Raw genomic sequence first — 14,318 nt, forward strand, 5'->3', positions numbered from 1 at the left:
TGACAAACTGGACCGCATGAGTTCCTGGAACGCGCCCACCTGCGCGAGCGGCTTGGATGCCACCGTCGAGCTGCCCGGTTCCAAGTCCATCACCAACCGCGCGCTGGTCCTCGCCGCGCTCGCCGACGGCCCGTCGACCGTCCGCGGAACCCTCCGCAGCCGAGACACCAACCTGATGCTGGGAGCCCTGGAGGCACTCGGTGTGCAGGTGCGCATCGACCCCGCGTCCGAGACCACCGTCTCCCTCGTCCCCGGGCCGCTGCACGGCGCGGACATCGACTGCGGTCTCGCCGGCACGGTGATGCGGTTCCTGCCGCCGCTCGGTGCGCTGGCCGCCGGCCGGGTCCGCTTCGACGGCGACCCGCAGGCCCGGGTCCGGCCCCAGACCACGATCCTCGACGCCCTGCGCGGACTCGGGGTCGCGATCGAGGGCGACCGGCTGCCATTCACGATCGACGGCACCGGCCGCGTGCGCGGTGGCGAGGTCACCATCGACGCGTCGGGGTCGTCGCAGTTCGTATCGGGTCTGCTGTTGTCGGCGGCCCGGTTCGACGAGGGGCTGGTCATCCGCCACGTCGGTCCGCCCGTCCCCTCGACTCCCCACGTCGACATGACCGTCGAGATGCTGGCGACCGCCGGCGTCGAGGTCGACACCTCCGAGGCGAACGTCTGGCGCGTGTCGCCCGGGCCGATCCGGGCGGTCGACTGGACCGTCGAACCCGACCTGTCGAATGCGGCTGCGTTCCTGGCCGCCGCCGCGGTGACCGGCGGGGAGGTCCGGGTGCCGTACTGGCCGGCGGTCACCACGCAACCCGGCGCCCGCATCGCCGACGTCCTGGCCGCGATGGGATGCACCGTCGAGCACCTCGAAGGCACTCTCACCGTCCGCGGACCCGAGGTGCTGAAGGGTGTGTACCTCGACCTGCGCGACATCGGCGAGCTGACCCCGACCATCGCCGCCCTGTGCGCCCTCGCCGACGGCGAATCGGAGCTGAGCGGCATCGCCCACCTACGCGGCCACGAGACCGACCGGTTGGCGGCCCTCACCACCGAGATCACCCGGCTCGGCGGGATCTGCGCCGAGACCGAGGACGGACTCCGGATCACCGGCACGAGCCTGCACGGCGGGACGTGGGAGTCCTACGCCGATCACCGCATGGCCACCGCCGGCGCCATCATCGGACTCGTGACACCCGACGTCGTGGTCGACGACATCGAGACGACGAGCAAGACCCTGCCCGACTTCCCCGGGATGTGGCAGCAGATGATCGGGCGCCCTTGAGCCGGCGGGCAGCCAGCTACGACGAATCCGACGTCCGGGTTCGTCCCGGCAAGGGCACCCGTCCGCGCACCAAGACCCGCCCGTCCCACGACGACGCCGAGCAGGGCATGGTCGTGTCGGTGGACCGCGGTCGCTGGGGTGTCGTCCTCGGGGGCGATCCGGACCGTCGCGTCGTGACGATGCGGGCGCGAGAACTCGGTCGGACACCCATCGTCGTCGGTGACGACGTGTCGGTGGTCGGCGACCTCTCCGGCAAGCCCGACACCCTGGCCCGGATCGTGCGCGTGGCCGAACGACGAAGTGTGTTGCGCCGCACCGCAGATGACTCCGATCCCTACGAGCGGATCGTGGTGGCCAACGCCGATCAGCTGCTGATCGTCACCGCGATGGCCGACCCGCCCCCGCGCACGGGATTCGTCGAACGCACCCTGGCCGCGGCCTACGTCGGCGGCCTGTCCCCCATCCTGTGCCTGACCAAATCCGATCTCGCCGATCCGACCGAGTTCACCGCCGCCTTCGCCGATCTCGACCTGCCGGTCATCCGCGCCGGGCGGGACGATCCGCTCGACGACATCCTCGACGCACTGCGCGGGCACATCACGGCCTTCATCGGCCACTCCGGGGTCGGCAAGTCGACGCTCGTGAATCGTCTTGTCCCCGATGCTTATCGAGCGACCGGCGTCGTGTCCGGGGTCGGCAAGGGACGCCACACCTCGACCCAGTCGGTGGCACTGCCGCTACCCGGGGACTCGGTCCCGCGCGGCTGGGTCGTCGACACCCCGGGCATCCGGTCCTTCGGACTGGCCCATGTCGGCCCCGACGACATCATCGCGGCCTTCGACGACCTCCGCGACGCCATCGAGGAATGCCCAAGGGGCTGTACGCATCTCGGCCCGCCGGCGGATCCGGAATGCCGACTCGACGAACTCGAGGGCCACTCCTACCGGCGCGGCATGGCCGTGCGCCACCTACTGGCGGCGGTCAGCGGATCGCTCAGCGACGACGACGCCGCGCCCGCAGCTGGCGAATCGCCGTCTTGAGTCCGGTCGCCCGCGGCATCCCCGCGAAACGCTTCTCCGACGCGGTTTCCGGTGCGTCGTCGGCGGTCGCGCGCAGGAGCTGATCGGGCAGCGCCAGCTTGTTGATCGTGCGCAGCGTCTGGAAGTACTGCACCGCAAGCGAACCCGTCGTGTAGGGCAGGTCGTACTTGTCGCACAGCGCGCGCACCCGCTCGGCGATGTCGGCGTAGCGGTTGCTCGGCAGGTCCGGGTAGAGGTGATGCTCGATCTGGTAGCAGAGGTTGCCGCTCAGGAACGCCATCGCCGGGCCGGCGTCGAAGTTCGCGGTGCCGAGCATCTGCCGCAGGTACCACTGGCCCTGCGTCTCGTTCTCGAGGGACTCGACCGTGAATTTCTCTGCGCCATCCGGGAAATGGCCGCAGAAGATCACCACGTAGGCCCACAGATTCCGGATCAGGTTGGCGGTGAGGTTCGCCGTCAGCGTGTGCTTGAAGTTGGGACCGGTCAGCGCCGGGAACAGGACATAGTCCTTCGCGACCTGCTTGGCGATCTTGCGACCGAACTCCTTCATCTGCGGGATCGCGACCTCTTTGGGCTTCTCGCCCTGGATGACCTCTTTGAGGCCGAGATCGTGCAGGCCGATCCCCCACTCGAAGGTCGCCGCCAGCATCACGTTGAAGAACGGCTGGAAGAGCCGGCGCGGCTCCCACGGCTCGTCGCGGGTCACGCGCAGGATCTTGTAGCCCACGTCGTGATCCATGCCGACCACGTTCGTGTACTTGTGATGGATGTAGTTGTGGGAGTGCTTCCAGTGCGGCGAGGCGCACACCATGTCCCATTCCCAGGTGGTCGAGTGGACCTCCGGGTCGTTCATCCAGTCCCACTGCCCGTGCATCACGTTGTGCCCGAGCTCCATGTTCTCGATGATCTTCGAGAGAGCGAGCGCGCCGGTGCCGAGCAGCCAGAGAGGCCGCGAACGACTGCCGAGCAGCGCAACGCGGCCGGCAACCTCGAGCGCTCGATGCGCCAGGATCGTGCGTCGCAGGTACTTGACGTCACGCATCCCCCGGTCCGCCTCGATCTCGCGGCGGAGGGTGTCGAGTTCGGCACCCAGCGCCTCTACGTCGGCGTCGGTCAGATGCGCGTACTCGTTGATGTCAGTGATGGCCATTGAGCCCCATTATGCCGACCTTCTCGTTTCCCTGCGCCGCCGCGGGGTGCGGCCACACGTCGACGACGATCAGGCGGCAGCCTCGTCGTCGCCGCGCGCCGCACGCAACGGCGTCACCACGGCACGGCGTCCACGGGCGGCCCGACGACGCTCACGCAGACCCGCGATGGCCGAGCGCAGCCCGCGACGGCTACCGGTCTGCTCGTCGATGGTTGCCTGGAGTCGAGCGCCCTCGGGCAGTCCCTGCTTGAAGCGTCGCTCAGAGGCGGTCTCCGGCGCATCGTCGGCGGTCGCCTTCAGGTACTTGTCCGGCAGCGAGAGCTTCGCGATGGTCCGCCAGGTCTTGGCGTACTGCACCGGGAACGGACCCGAGGTGTAGGGCAGGTCGTACTTGTCGCACAGCGCGCGCACCTTCACCGCGATCTCGGCGTACCGGTTGCTCGGCAGGTCCGGGAAGATGTGGTGCTCGATCTGGTACGAGAGGTTGCCGCTCAGGAACGCCAGGACGAACCCGGAGTCGAAGTTGGCGCTGCCGAGCATCTGGCGCAGGTACCACTCGGCCTGGGACTCGCTGTCGATGTCCTGCTTGGTGAACTTCTCCGCGCCGTCGGGGAAGTGACCACAGAAGATGACGGCGTTGCTCCACACGTTGCGGATGACATTGCCGAGCGCGGTCGCGGTGGCGGCCCGGCGGTAGGCGTTGACGTAGCCGACCTTGTGCCCGGTGGTCGCACTGACCAGCGCCGGGTAGGCGAGGTAGTCCTTGGCGACCTGCTTGCCGATCTTCGACAGCACGTCGGCGACGTCGCGCTTGTGCTGTTCCTGCTCCTCCGGCGTGCGGCGCTTCTTGCCCAGCTCGAGGTGCTGCACGGCGACGCCGTACTGGAACGCGAGCGCGAGGATCGTGTTGTAGACGAGGTTGCCGTAGTTGAACGGACGCCACCGCTGATCGCGGGTGACGCGCAGCAGGCCGTAGCCCACGTCGTCGTCCATACCCAGCACGTTCGTGTACTTGTGATGGATGTAGTTGTGGGTGTGCTTCCAGTGCGCCGACGGGTCGGTGTTGTCCCACTCCCACGTCGAGCTGTGCACCTCGGGATCGTTCATCCAGTCCCACTGCCCGTGCATCACGTTGTGCCCGAGCTCCATGTTCTCGACGATCTTCGCCACACCGAGCGCACCTGCACCGGCCCACCAGAGCGACTTCTTGGTGGAACCGAACAGCATCGCGCGTCCGGCCATCTCGAGGCCACGCTGGAAGCGGATGGTGTTGCGCAGGTAGCGGGCGTCACGCTCGCCCCGGCTGGCCTCGACCTCCGCGCGGATCGCGTCGAGCTCGGCGCCGAGCGCCGCGACGTCCGCGTCGGACAGATGTGCGTACTCGGGGATGTCCGTGATCGCCATACGTGTGGTCCCTTCGCAGGTGGGGATGGGTCTCGGCGGGGGTCGACGACGACCTCTACACCGACCGGCTCACGCCGGATCTCCGACCCTTACGTCTCCGTAACTTACGCAAGCGTAGGTTACGTGGCGCAGGTGTGTCCAGCGGTGAGCCGCGGCAACGGCACGGATTTCTGCGAAGTGGGGGGTTTCGACGGGCTCAACCAGCGGGGGTCGGGCGCAACCAGCGGGGGTCCGGCGCAACCAGCGGGGGTCGGGCCCAACCGGCGGGATCAGCTACCCGCGGCCTCGCGATAGTCGTCGATGAACAACTCGAAGCCGATGAGGTCCTCGAAGACACCGTCGGACCGGGCGGCGAGCTTCTGCCGGCTGACCTCGCGGAAACCGGCCGCACGGGCGAGTTTTTTGCTGCCCTCGTTGCTGTCGGCGGCGAACAGCGTCAGCCGCCGGAAGCCGAACTTCTCGAACGCGTACCGCACGGACGCCGGGAACGCTTCCGCCAGAACACCTTTCCCGCGTGCTTCGGGGTGGGTGTAGAAACCCGCCTCGGCGCCGGTGACCTCGTCGATGTGCAGGAGGGTGATGTCACCGAGGTAGTCGTCGGTCTCCAGATCGGCAACGGCCCAGGTGCAGGTCAGGCCCTGCGCCGCGGTCCACCACTTGCGCAAACGTTCGGCGGCCGCGTGCTCGAGTTCCAGCGGATCGGGTCGCGCGAAGAGGTACTTGCGGGAGACCGGGTCGTCGAGCGTCTCGCGGATGCGGGGGTCGTCGTGTTCGGCGAGGGGCCGAAGGCAGAACCGCTCGGTCTCGAAGACGTCGGTACGCCACTCGGTCTGCGGTTCCCGCACGTCGTCGGCACGCAGTGAGCCGACCCATGCGTCGCGGATGCGGCCGCGGACCTCGACCCCGTCCGGGACCGCGGCGTCGAGCCGGAAGCCGCAGGAGTGCGCGACGCGCAACGCGTCGATGTTGCCGGCGACCGTCGTCCAGCGGACGACCTCCTTGCCGGCCTCGCCGAAGGCGTAGTCGACCGCGAGCAGGACCGCGCGTTTCATCACACCCCAGCCGCGGGCATCGGGATGGAGGTCGTAACTGAGACTGCTGAGCGGGCCCTCCCCCGCGAGGTCGACGGTGCCGACGAACCGGCCGTCGAACTCGACGGCCCACAACATGCGGGAACCATCCGCCCAGGATCTGGGCGCATAGTCGAGGGCGAACCTCTCGGCGGCGGCACGACTGTACGGCGCCGGGATGGGTGTCCACCGCATCATGGCCGGATCGGCCGCGAGCTCGACCATGCGATCGAGATCTCGGGGCTCATGAGGCCGCAGCGTCACCCCGCCGTCGGTGAGAACGGGGACGTTTTCGGGAATCGGGACCGCGGCTTTCACCGGTCAGCCCTCGGGCCGAACGGGACGGGTCCCAGCACTGTGACCAAGCACGGTTCGAGCGTACCGGCAGTTCCCGGGGGTCGCCGGGTCACAGACGAACAGGCAGGTCAGACGTCCAGCGTGCAGTCGCCGGCGGCCGCGCTGACACACGTCTGGATACGTTCGCCCTCGACATGCTCGACACCAGAGCGCAGATCGCGCACGCAACCCTTGTCGAGCATCACCACGCAGCTCTGGCAGATACCCATCCGGCAGCCGAACGGCATGATCTCGCCTGCGGCCTCCCCGGCTTCGAGAAGGGTCGTCGCGCCGTCGACCTCCGCGGTCTTGCCCGAGCGCTTGAACGTCACGGTGCCGCCCTGGGCACCCACCACACCGCGTTCGAGGGCGAACCGCTCGATGTGCACTTGCTCGTCCAGGTCGGCATCGGAGTAGAGCCGGTGCAGGCCGTCGAGGAAACCCGCCGGACCACACGCCCAGGTCTGACGCTCACGCCAGTCGGGGCACAGACTCGGCAGGACCTCCGGGGTGACCTTGCCGTCGGTGCGGGTGTACTGCACGTGCAGGTCCACGAGACCCGACGACGCCATCGCCTCGAGTTCGTCGGCGAACAACAGATCGGCCTCGGAGGGCGTCGAATGGATCAACCGGATGTCGGTGGTCTGATCGCGCTGCCTGACCGTGCGCAGCATCGAGATGATCGGGGTGAGTCCACTACCGGCCGTCGCGAACAGGATCTTCTGCGGCAACGGGTCGGGAAGGACGAATTCACCGCGCGGCGCGGCGAGACGCACCACGGTGCCCGGCGTCAGGCCGTTCACGAGGTGAGAGGACAGGAAGCCCTCCGGCATCGCCTTCACGGTGATCGCGATGGTCTTGTCGTGCGCCGACGCGTCGGGGGTCGAGGTGAGCGAGTACGACCGCCACGTCCACCGACCGTCCATGAGGACACCTATGCCGACGTACTGACCGGGTGCGTAGTCGAACGAGAACCCCCAGCCCGGACGGATTCGGATGGTCGCGGTGTCCTCGGTCTCCCGGTTCACCGAGATGACCTTGCCGCGCAGCTCTCGAGCCGACCACAGGGGGTTGGCGAGATGCAGGTAGTCGTCGGGCAGCAGCGGCGTCGTGATGCGGGTGACCGCCGCACGAACCCACTGCGCACCGCGGCTACGCGCGGCGACCCCGGCCACCGGTTCTTCGAATCGCTCGAGCAGACCCAACGCACACACCGCCTTCGATGTCAGGAACACTGCGCCTGACACTCTAACCTACGCAACCGTAGGTTAACGCCATCGAGGATCGTCGACCGGTCTCAGAGCAGTTCGAGTAGGAACGGCAGCTCCTGGGTGGCGTACCAGGCGAGGTCGAAGTCCTCGATGTCGCCGACGGCCAGTTCCGCGTCGAGGTCGCCCATGTCGGCGGCATCGATGACGACCACGGCGGCACGGACCTTGTCCTCCGCCTCCTTCACGTCGACGTGGACCGAGGCGACCGCCGAGAGCGGGATCGTCCCGCCGACCTTGACCACGGCGTCGTCGAGATCCGGACGCAGTTTCACATCCTCGACGTCGGCGGCGACGACCACGCGGCGCGGCGGCAGCGACGGGGTCACGCCCGGCTTCGTCACCGCCTCGTCCGCGGCGAGATCGTGCTCGGCCTCGGCGTCGCCGGATTCGGGCGCCTCCCCGGCGAGCAGACGCAGCGAGGCCCGGGCAGCTTCCCGCATCGCGACCTCCGAGAGCTCCTCGTCGTCGCCCGAGACGAACGCCTCACGCAGGGCCGGGGTCAACGCGAACCCGGTTCCGCCGATCGGCCGGAACTCGCCGTCGGAGTTGAGCTGCATCAGCATTGCCAATGTCGCCGGCAGGTAGACCCTCATTCGACCATCGCTCTCATAGAACGACCGCTCACGCGGTCCGATTGCGGTACCCGCTCACCTTAGCCGCGCCCCCGACTCACTCGGTGACCAGCAACTCCTCGCAGGACTCCGTGACGTAGTCCGCCAGAACGGGCAGGTCGGGAATGACCCCGCGGTCGGCCATGAACGAGAACTGCAGCCGGTCACCGTATTCGACGATGCTGACCGCAAGTGCCCTCTGCGAGACGAGAACCGGGATGTAGAAGATCTCGCGGACCGGCGCCCCGAGCACGAACCGGTCGGCGACCGGGGCGGTGCTCATCGCCAGCGGGACGTTGTACCCGCGACTGTCGAGCGACCGGAACGCGCGCGAGCTGAAGTCGGCGAAGGGTACGAGCCCGAGCTCCGGGAACAGCGGACTCGGCCCGGTGCTCATCCGGCGCGGCGACTGTGCATAGCGCTCGGCGAGGCCCGCGACCTGGGCGAGGCGCACCGTCGGATTCGACTCCCCGACAGGCAGGTCCGTCACGAAACACGGTTTGCCGACGTTGATCCAACCCGGCTCTGCATCCGCCTCGATCTCCACCCCGGGGTCGCGCGGCGACAGCGGGATCACCACGCGGACGGTGTCGGCCGGTACCGCCGCCGGGTCGACCGACAACATCCACCGACGCACCACCCCCGAGATGATGGCGAGTTCCACGTCGTTGACGGTGCAGTTGTGGTGCTCGGCGATCTTTGCGCAGTCGCGGCGCGGGACCGACGCCGTGGTGAACGTGCGGGTCGTCGTGCCCGTGTTGTTGAGCGGGCTGCGCGGGGCGTGGTCGGTGAGCTGCCCGACGACGTCACCGGCCCGGCGGACGGTCCGGCCGACCACCGACCGCACCTCGGAGACCAGACCGTTGCCGCGCACGACGGTCTCGACGAGATCGCCCGGGCGCGCCATCGCCTCGGCGAGTGCACTCACGACCAGGTTCGCCGACCCCGGCGGCGAGCCGGGCATCCACAGCTCCTCGGGCAGCTCCTCCGGCTCGTCGGTGGGGTCGCAGATGACCTCACTGATCTCGGGATGGTCCGGGCCGTCGATCAGACACCGGTGCGACTTGGTGAGGATCGCGAGCCGGCCGTCGGCCAGGCCCTCGATCAGGTACATCTCCCACAGCGGCCGGGTGCGATCCAACGGCCGGGACATCACCCGGGAGATGAGCTCGGCGAGATCTGCGGGACCACCGGGCCGCGGCAACCCGGAGCGCCGGATGTGGAAGTTGATGTCGAAGTCCCGGTCGTCGACCCACACCGGACGGGCGAGTCCGAGCGTGACCTCGCGGACCACCTGCCGGTACCGGGGCGCCAGTTGGAGCCGGTTCTCGACCAGCGACACCAGCGACTGGTAGTCGAGCGCGGATCGACGGGACGTGGTCCCGTTCTCGCCGGTCGTCGGGTCGCCGGCCTTCGTCGGCTCGCCGGCACAGGGGTCCACGACCAGCAACGCCCCGAGATGCGTTGTCGACCGGGAATCGTCGAGGAAGTAGTACATCGCGTCGCGCGGCGACAAACGGTTCACCACGCCGCCGATCCTAGCCGTCCGGGAGCGTCGGGGCCGGACTCGACGGGGTCAGCAGAACTCGAGGGCCACCAGCTGCCAGCGGTATTCGACCTGACCGAGACCTGACCGCACACCGACGCCGGGGCGCGAATCGTTCCCGCGCACACGACGGCACGGCTTGCGCTCGACGCGCCCGGCGAAGGCCCGAACACGCCCACCACGGAGGTAGGAGCCGAACACCTCAGCCGCACTGGTGTCGCACAGTTGGACGTGCACACGCTGGAGAACCGTACCGCGAGCGGGCGGACCCCCTGGGGCACCGGTGGTTTCGGCCACCCGGAAGGCATCGTGACGAACCAGCGCGGCCACCTGATCGGCGATCGACGGCGACACGGAGTCACCGAGATGCGCTATCCCCCTCCGACGGTCGATGACCTCGAAGAGCAGTCGCGATGTGGCCACGGTGAACCGTCGGGCCTCCACCGCGGCGGCCAGGGTCTTGCGTGAGGTTCCCGCGCCGGGACGCGGCCGCGGGAACACGGCGCGCACGGTCCCGGAACCGACCGCACCGGCACCCATCGCGCCGGGCCCGGCCGGCTCATACGTCGGGGCGGGCAGTACCCGGACCCGCGGCGTCCGTGTAACGACGGGAGGAGCGGAGGTGAGTGTCTGCATGGGGATTGGACGCAGCCACTCCCCTGCCGGGTTCCACTTTCTCCCGAAATTTTTTCAGCGGCGCTGTTTCTTGGCCTTCGGCGGCTTCGGACGGCTGCCCTTGGTGTTCGCCCGTGCGGCCGCGCGGCGCTCACGCCGGCTGGCCGAATCGACGGCACCGGCCAGTTCCTCTTCCTCGGAGTGGACGACCGTGCCGCCGCCCTCGTCGGGACCGGAGAACGTCATCGGCACCTCGCCGTTGGCGGCCCCGGAACCACGCAGGGCTGCAGGGACCTGCGAACCGGTGTCGGCCGCCGGCGCCGGTGCGGGTGCCCCCGCACCGACCGCGGCACGGAGATCGGCGGCGGTGGGCAGGGGTGCCTGAGGTGCCGGCTGCTCGGTCTGCACCTGCGCGTTGAACAGGATCCCGAGTGCTTCCTCCTTGAGGCCCTCGAGCATGCCGTTGAACATGTCGAAGCCCTCGCGCTGGTACTCGACCACCGGGTCGCGCTGCGCCATCGAACGCAGGTGGATGCCCTCGCGGAGGTAGTCCATCTCGTACAGGTGGTCGCGCCACTTGCGGTCGAGAACGCTGAGCAGGACGCTGCGCTCGAGCTGGCGCATGGCGCCCTCACCGGCGATCTCCTCGATCGCCTTCTCGCGCTTGTCGTAGGCGGCCTTCGCGTCGGCGACGAGGGTCTCGCGCAGCTCGTCGGCCGAGATGTCGTCGCGCTCACCGTATTCCGTCTCACCGACGACCTCTTTGGGGTCGAGTTCGATCGGGTACAGGGTGCGCAGCGCAGTCCACAGCTCGTCGAGATCCCAGTCCTCGGCGTAACCCTCGGCGGTCGCACCCTCGACGTACGCGCTCACGACGTCGTCGATCATCTGCTTGACCTGCTCGTGGTGATCCTCACCCTCGAGGATCTGGCGGCGCTCGGCGTAGATGATCTTGCGCTGCTCGTTCATGACCTCGTCGTACTTGAGGACGTTCTTGCGCATCTCGAAGTTCTGCTGCTCGACCTGGGTCTGAGCGCTGCGGATGGCCTTGGTGACCATCTTGGCCTCGATCGGCACGTCGTCGGGCAGACGGCTCATGATCGCCTCGAGCGCACCACCGTTGAAGCGGCGCATCAGTTCGTCGGCGACGGACAGGTAGAACCTCGACTCACCCGGATCGCCCTGCCGACCGGAACGGCCGCGAAGCTGGTTGTCGATTCGGCGGGATTCGTGCCGCTCGGTGCCGAGCACGTACAGGCCACCGGCCTTGCGCACGGCCTCGGCCTCCTCGGCGGCCTCGGTGCGCGCGACCTCGATGGCCTCGTCCCACGCGGCCTCGTACTCGTCCGGGGTGGTCACCGGGTCGAGTCCGGCCTTGCGCAGGCGGGTGTCGGCGATGATGTCCGGGTTGCCGCCGAGCACCACGTCGGTACCGCGGCCGGCCATGTTGGTGGCCACCGTGACTGCCCCGAGACGACCCGCCTCGGCGATGATCTGGGCTTCCTGTTCGTGGAACTTGGCGTTCAGGACGCTGTGCGGGATCTCGCGCTTCTTGAGCTGACGGGACAGGTACTCCGAACGCTCGACGCTGGTGGTGCCGATCAGCACCGGCTGGCCGATCTCGTGGCGCTCGACGATGTCGTCGACGACCGCGGCGAACTTCGCCTCTTCGGTCTTGTAGATCAGGTCGCCCTGGTCCTTGCGGATCATCGGCCGGTTGGTCGGAATCGGCAGCACTCCGAGCTTGTAGATCTGGTCGAACTCGGCGGCCTCGGTCTCGGCGGTACCGGTCATGCCCGACAACTTGTCGTAGAGGCGGAAGTAGTTCTGCAGGGTGATCGTGGCGAGGGTCTGGTTCTCGGCCTTGATCTCGACGCCTTCCTTGGCCTCGATCGCCTGGTGCAGACCCTCGTTGAAGCGGCGGCCGTCGAGCACACGACCGGTGAACTCGTCGACGATCAGGACGTCGCCGTTGCGGACGATGTAGTCCTTGTCGCGCTGGAACAGCTCCTTGACCTTGATCGCGTTGTTCAGGTAGCTGACCAGGGGCGAGTTGGCGGCCTCGTAGAGATTGTCGATGCCGAGACGGTCCTCGACGAACTCGACGCCGGCCTCGTGCACGCCGATCGTCTTCTTCTTGATGTCGACCTCGTAGTGGACATCCTTCTCGAGCAGCGGCGCGATGCGCGCGAACTCGGTGTACCACTTGCTCGATCCCTCGGCGGGGCCGGAGATGATCAGCGGCGTACGGGCCTCGTCGATGAGGATCGAGTCGACCTCGTCGACGATCGCGTAGGCGTGGCCGCGCTGGACGAGGTCGGCGAGCGAGTGCGCCATGTTGTCGCGCAAGTAGTCGAAGCCGAACTCGTTGTTGGTGCCGTAGGTGATGTCGGCGGCGTAGGCCTCGCGGCGCGCGGCGGAAGACATGCCGGTGAGGATCACCGCGGTCTCGAGGCCGAGGAAGCGGTGGACGCGTCCCATCCACTCCGAGTCGCGCTTGGCGAGGTAGTCGTTGACGGTGACGACGTGGACGCCCTCACCCGACAGCGCGTTGAGGTATGCCGGGAGCACACAGGTGAGGGTCTTGCCCTCACCGGTCTTCATCTCGGCGATGTTGCCGTAGTGCAGCGCCGCGCCGCCCATGATCTGGACGTGGAAGTGCTTCTGGTCGAGTACGCGCCAGGCCGCCTCGCGGGCCGTCGCGAAGGCCTCGGGCAGCAGTTCGTCAAGCGTCTCACCATCGGCGATACGTTTCTTGAACTCGTCGGTCTTGGCTCGCAGTTCGGCGTCGGAGAGCGCCTCGAACTCGTCGGACAGCGCCTCGACGTGCGACGCGATCGCGTCGAGTCGCTTGACCATGCGGCCTTCGCCGACACGCAACAGCTTGTTCAGCACCGTGGATCGAGTCCCTCACCTGTAGAAAACACACGGAATCCGGCCCGTGCGAAAGCACAGACCGGATCCCATGGTAGCGAGGTGAGCTGAGCAGACCCTGATCGACCGGCACGTTGACGGGACGGACTTCGTCCCTTCGGATTCGTCGGCGGACCGTCGGGAACGCTCAGCCCGCGTTCATGTCAGGCGGATGAGGCCGTAGTCGAAGGCATGCCTGCGGTAGACGACCGACGGCTTGTCGCTCTCCTTGTCGTGGAACAGGAAGAAGTCGTGCCCCACGAGCTCCATCTCGTAGAGCGCGTCGTCGACCGTCATCGGCACCGCGGTGTGCTCTTTCACGCGCACGATCTGACCGGGCGTGTAATCGTCCACGTCGTCGTAGTCGGACTTCGTGGAATCGGCCAGGGCGGTGCCCGGGTCGCCGACGAAACCGTCGACGGACAGTTGGTTGTCCCGCAACGGCGGTGCGCCGATCTCGGTGGCCTCGGCCACCGACAGCGGACGGCGGTTGCCGTGGTGCACGCGGCGACGGTCCTTCACCCGACGGAGACGGGACTCGAGTTTGTCGAGGGCACGTTCGAGTGCGGCGTAGAAGTTCTCGCCGCACGCCTGCGAACGCACGATCGGGCCCTTGCCCTTCGCGGTGACCTCCACCTTCTGACAGACCTTGGCCTGCCGACGGTTCCGATAGTGCTTCAGCTCGACGTCGAATTCGAAGATCGTCGGATCGAATCGCTCGAGACGAGCGAGCTTGTCGCCGACGTAGATGCGGTAGTGGTCGGGTATCACGACGTTGCGGCCGCTGAACACGATCTTGGCGATGGGCTCGGCGGGTTCGTCGGCGTCCACCGTTCCGGGTGGGCGGACGAACGCGAACTCCTGGTCGTCGGAGTCGTTCTGGGCGGGTTGGTGGTCGGGCTCGAGGCCCTCCTCCACGGTCGGCCTGGGGTCTGCGATTTTCGGTTCGCGCTGGCCTTTGCGGTGGATGACTGTGGACATTCAACTACCTCCTGAATTGTTCCCGGCGGCGGTTGGGTCATCGTGATCTGTTGTCGCACTGATAATTTGGCCGACGCCGAGGATTTGTCCATGCCAGCT

Annotated in this window: 11 protein-coding genes; 2 read left to right on the forward strand and 9 right to left on the reverse strand. The window is 67.9% G+C overall.

All coding sequences use genetic code 11. From position 1 onward, the window contains the following. The first annotated feature begins 16 nt into the window (after nucleotides 1-16). Together aroA and rsgA are read left to right on the forward strand one after the other, a co-directional pair. Entirely contained in the window at nucleotides 17-1,282 is a 1,266-nt protein-coding gene (gene aroA / locus M1L58_RS12005) for a 3-phosphoshikimate 1-carboxyvinyltransferase (protein WP_248659047.1), read from the forward strand. Beyond that, nucleotides 1,279-2,322: a ribosome small subunit-dependent GTPase A gene (gene rsgA / locus M1L58_RS12010; protein ID WP_154882481.1), complete on the forward strand. Its 1,044-nt coding sequence runs from the start codon at nucleotides 1,279-1,281 to the stop codon at nucleotides 2,320-2,322. The genes aroA and rsgA overlap by 4 nt, the downstream gene beginning before the upstream one ends. On the opposite strand, the gene M1L58_RS12015 is transcribed toward rsgA, so the two are convergent. From M1L58_RS12015 to hpf, 9 genes are all read right to left on the reverse strand, one after another. Then, complete coding sequence (locus M1L58_RS12015; RefSeq protein WP_154882482.1) at nucleotides 2,276-3,472, reverse strand: fatty acid desaturase family protein; 1,197 nt, start codon at nucleotides 3,470-3,472, stop codon at nucleotides 2,276-2,278. The two genes, rsgA and M1L58_RS12015, sit on opposite strands and share 47 nt — an antisense overlap. A 69-nt stretch (nucleotides 3,473-3,541) precedes the next feature. After that, a complete protein-coding gene (locus M1L58_RS12020) occupies nucleotides 3,542-4,876 on the reverse strand; it encodes a fatty acid desaturase family protein (protein WP_248659048.1) in 1,335 nt (444 codons plus the stop codon). A 269-nt stretch (nucleotides 4,877-5,145) separates the two neighbouring features. Further along, nucleotides 5,146-6,264, reverse strand: coding sequence for a GNAT family N-acetyltransferase (locus M1L58_RS12025; protein ID WP_248659049.1), 1,119 nt, complete (start codon nucleotides 6,262-6,264; stop codon nucleotides 5,146-5,148). A 107-nt stretch (nucleotides 6,265-6,371) separates the two neighbouring features. Then, entirely contained in the window at nucleotides 6,372-7,487 is a 1,116-nt protein-coding gene (locus M1L58_RS12030) for a ferredoxin reductase (protein WP_282578637.1), read from the reverse strand. A 92-nt stretch (nucleotides 7,488-7,579) separates the two neighbouring features. Continuing rightward, nucleotides 7,580-8,146, reverse strand: a complete 567-nt coding sequence (locus M1L58_RS12035; protein WP_006866972.1) for a DUF6912 family protein — start codon at nucleotides 8,144-8,146, stop codon at nucleotides 7,580-7,582. A gap of 76 nt (nucleotides 8,147-8,222) precedes the next feature. Beyond that, complete coding sequence (locus tag M1L58_RS12040; protein ID WP_248659050.1) at nucleotides 8,223-9,692, reverse strand: wax ester/triacylglycerol synthase family O-acyltransferase; 1,470 nt, start codon at nucleotides 9,690-9,692, stop codon at nucleotides 8,223-8,225. 48 nt (nucleotides 9,693-9,740) lie between these two features. Next, nucleotides 9,741-10,346, reverse strand: a complete 606-nt coding sequence (locus M1L58_RS12045) for an Rv3235 family protein (protein ID WP_248659051.1) — start codon at nucleotides 10,344-10,346, stop codon at nucleotides 9,741-9,743. A gap of 54 nt (nucleotides 10,347-10,400) precedes the next feature. Continuing rightward, complete coding sequence (secA, locus tag M1L58_RS12050) at nucleotides 10,401-13,220, reverse strand: preprotein translocase subunit SecA (RefSeq protein WP_248659052.1); 2,820 nt, start codon at nucleotides 13,218-13,220, stop codon at nucleotides 10,401-10,403. A 177-nt stretch (nucleotides 13,221-13,397) separates the two neighbouring features. Continuing rightward, nucleotides 13,398-14,219, reverse strand: a complete 822-nt coding sequence (hpf, locus tag M1L58_RS12055; RefSeq protein ID WP_006866976.1) for a ribosome hibernation-promoting factor, HPF/YfiA family — start codon at nucleotides 14,217-14,219, stop codon at nucleotides 13,398-13,400. Between the last annotated feature and the right edge of the window lie 99 nt (nucleotides 14,220-14,318).

Origin of the sequence: Gordonia sp. C13, from assembly GCF_023218005.1 — a bacterium.
Taxonomy (GTDB): Bacteria; Actinomycetota; Actinomycetes; order Mycobacteriales; family Mycobacteriaceae; genus Gordonia; species Gordonia namibiensis.

Excerpts from the sequence above, each read along its gene's own strand:
- aroA (WP_248659047.1), top strand. The coding sequence starts at position 17 with ATGAGTTCCTGGAACGCGCCCACCTGCGCGAGCGGCTTGGATGCCACC.
- M1L58_RS12015 (WP_154882482.1), bottom strand. The coding sequence starts at position 3,472 with ATGGCCATCACTGACATCAACGAGTACGCGCATCTGACCGACGCCGAC.
- M1L58_RS12020 (WP_248659048.1), bottom strand. The coding sequence starts at position 4,876 with ATGGCGATCACGGACATCCCCGAGTACGCACATCTGTCCGACGCGGAC.
- M1L58_RS12035 (WP_006866972.1), bottom strand. The coding sequence starts at position 8,146 with ATGAGGGTCTACCTGCCGGCGACATTGGCAATGCTGATGCAGCTCAAC.
- M1L58_RS12045 (WP_248659051.1), bottom strand. The coding sequence starts at position 10,346 with ATGCAGACACTCACCTCCGCTCCTCCCGTCGTTACACGGACGCCGCGG.
- hpf (WP_006866976.1), bottom strand. The coding sequence starts at position 14,219 with ATGTCCACAGTCATCCACCGCAAAGGCCAGCGCGAACCGAAAATCGCA.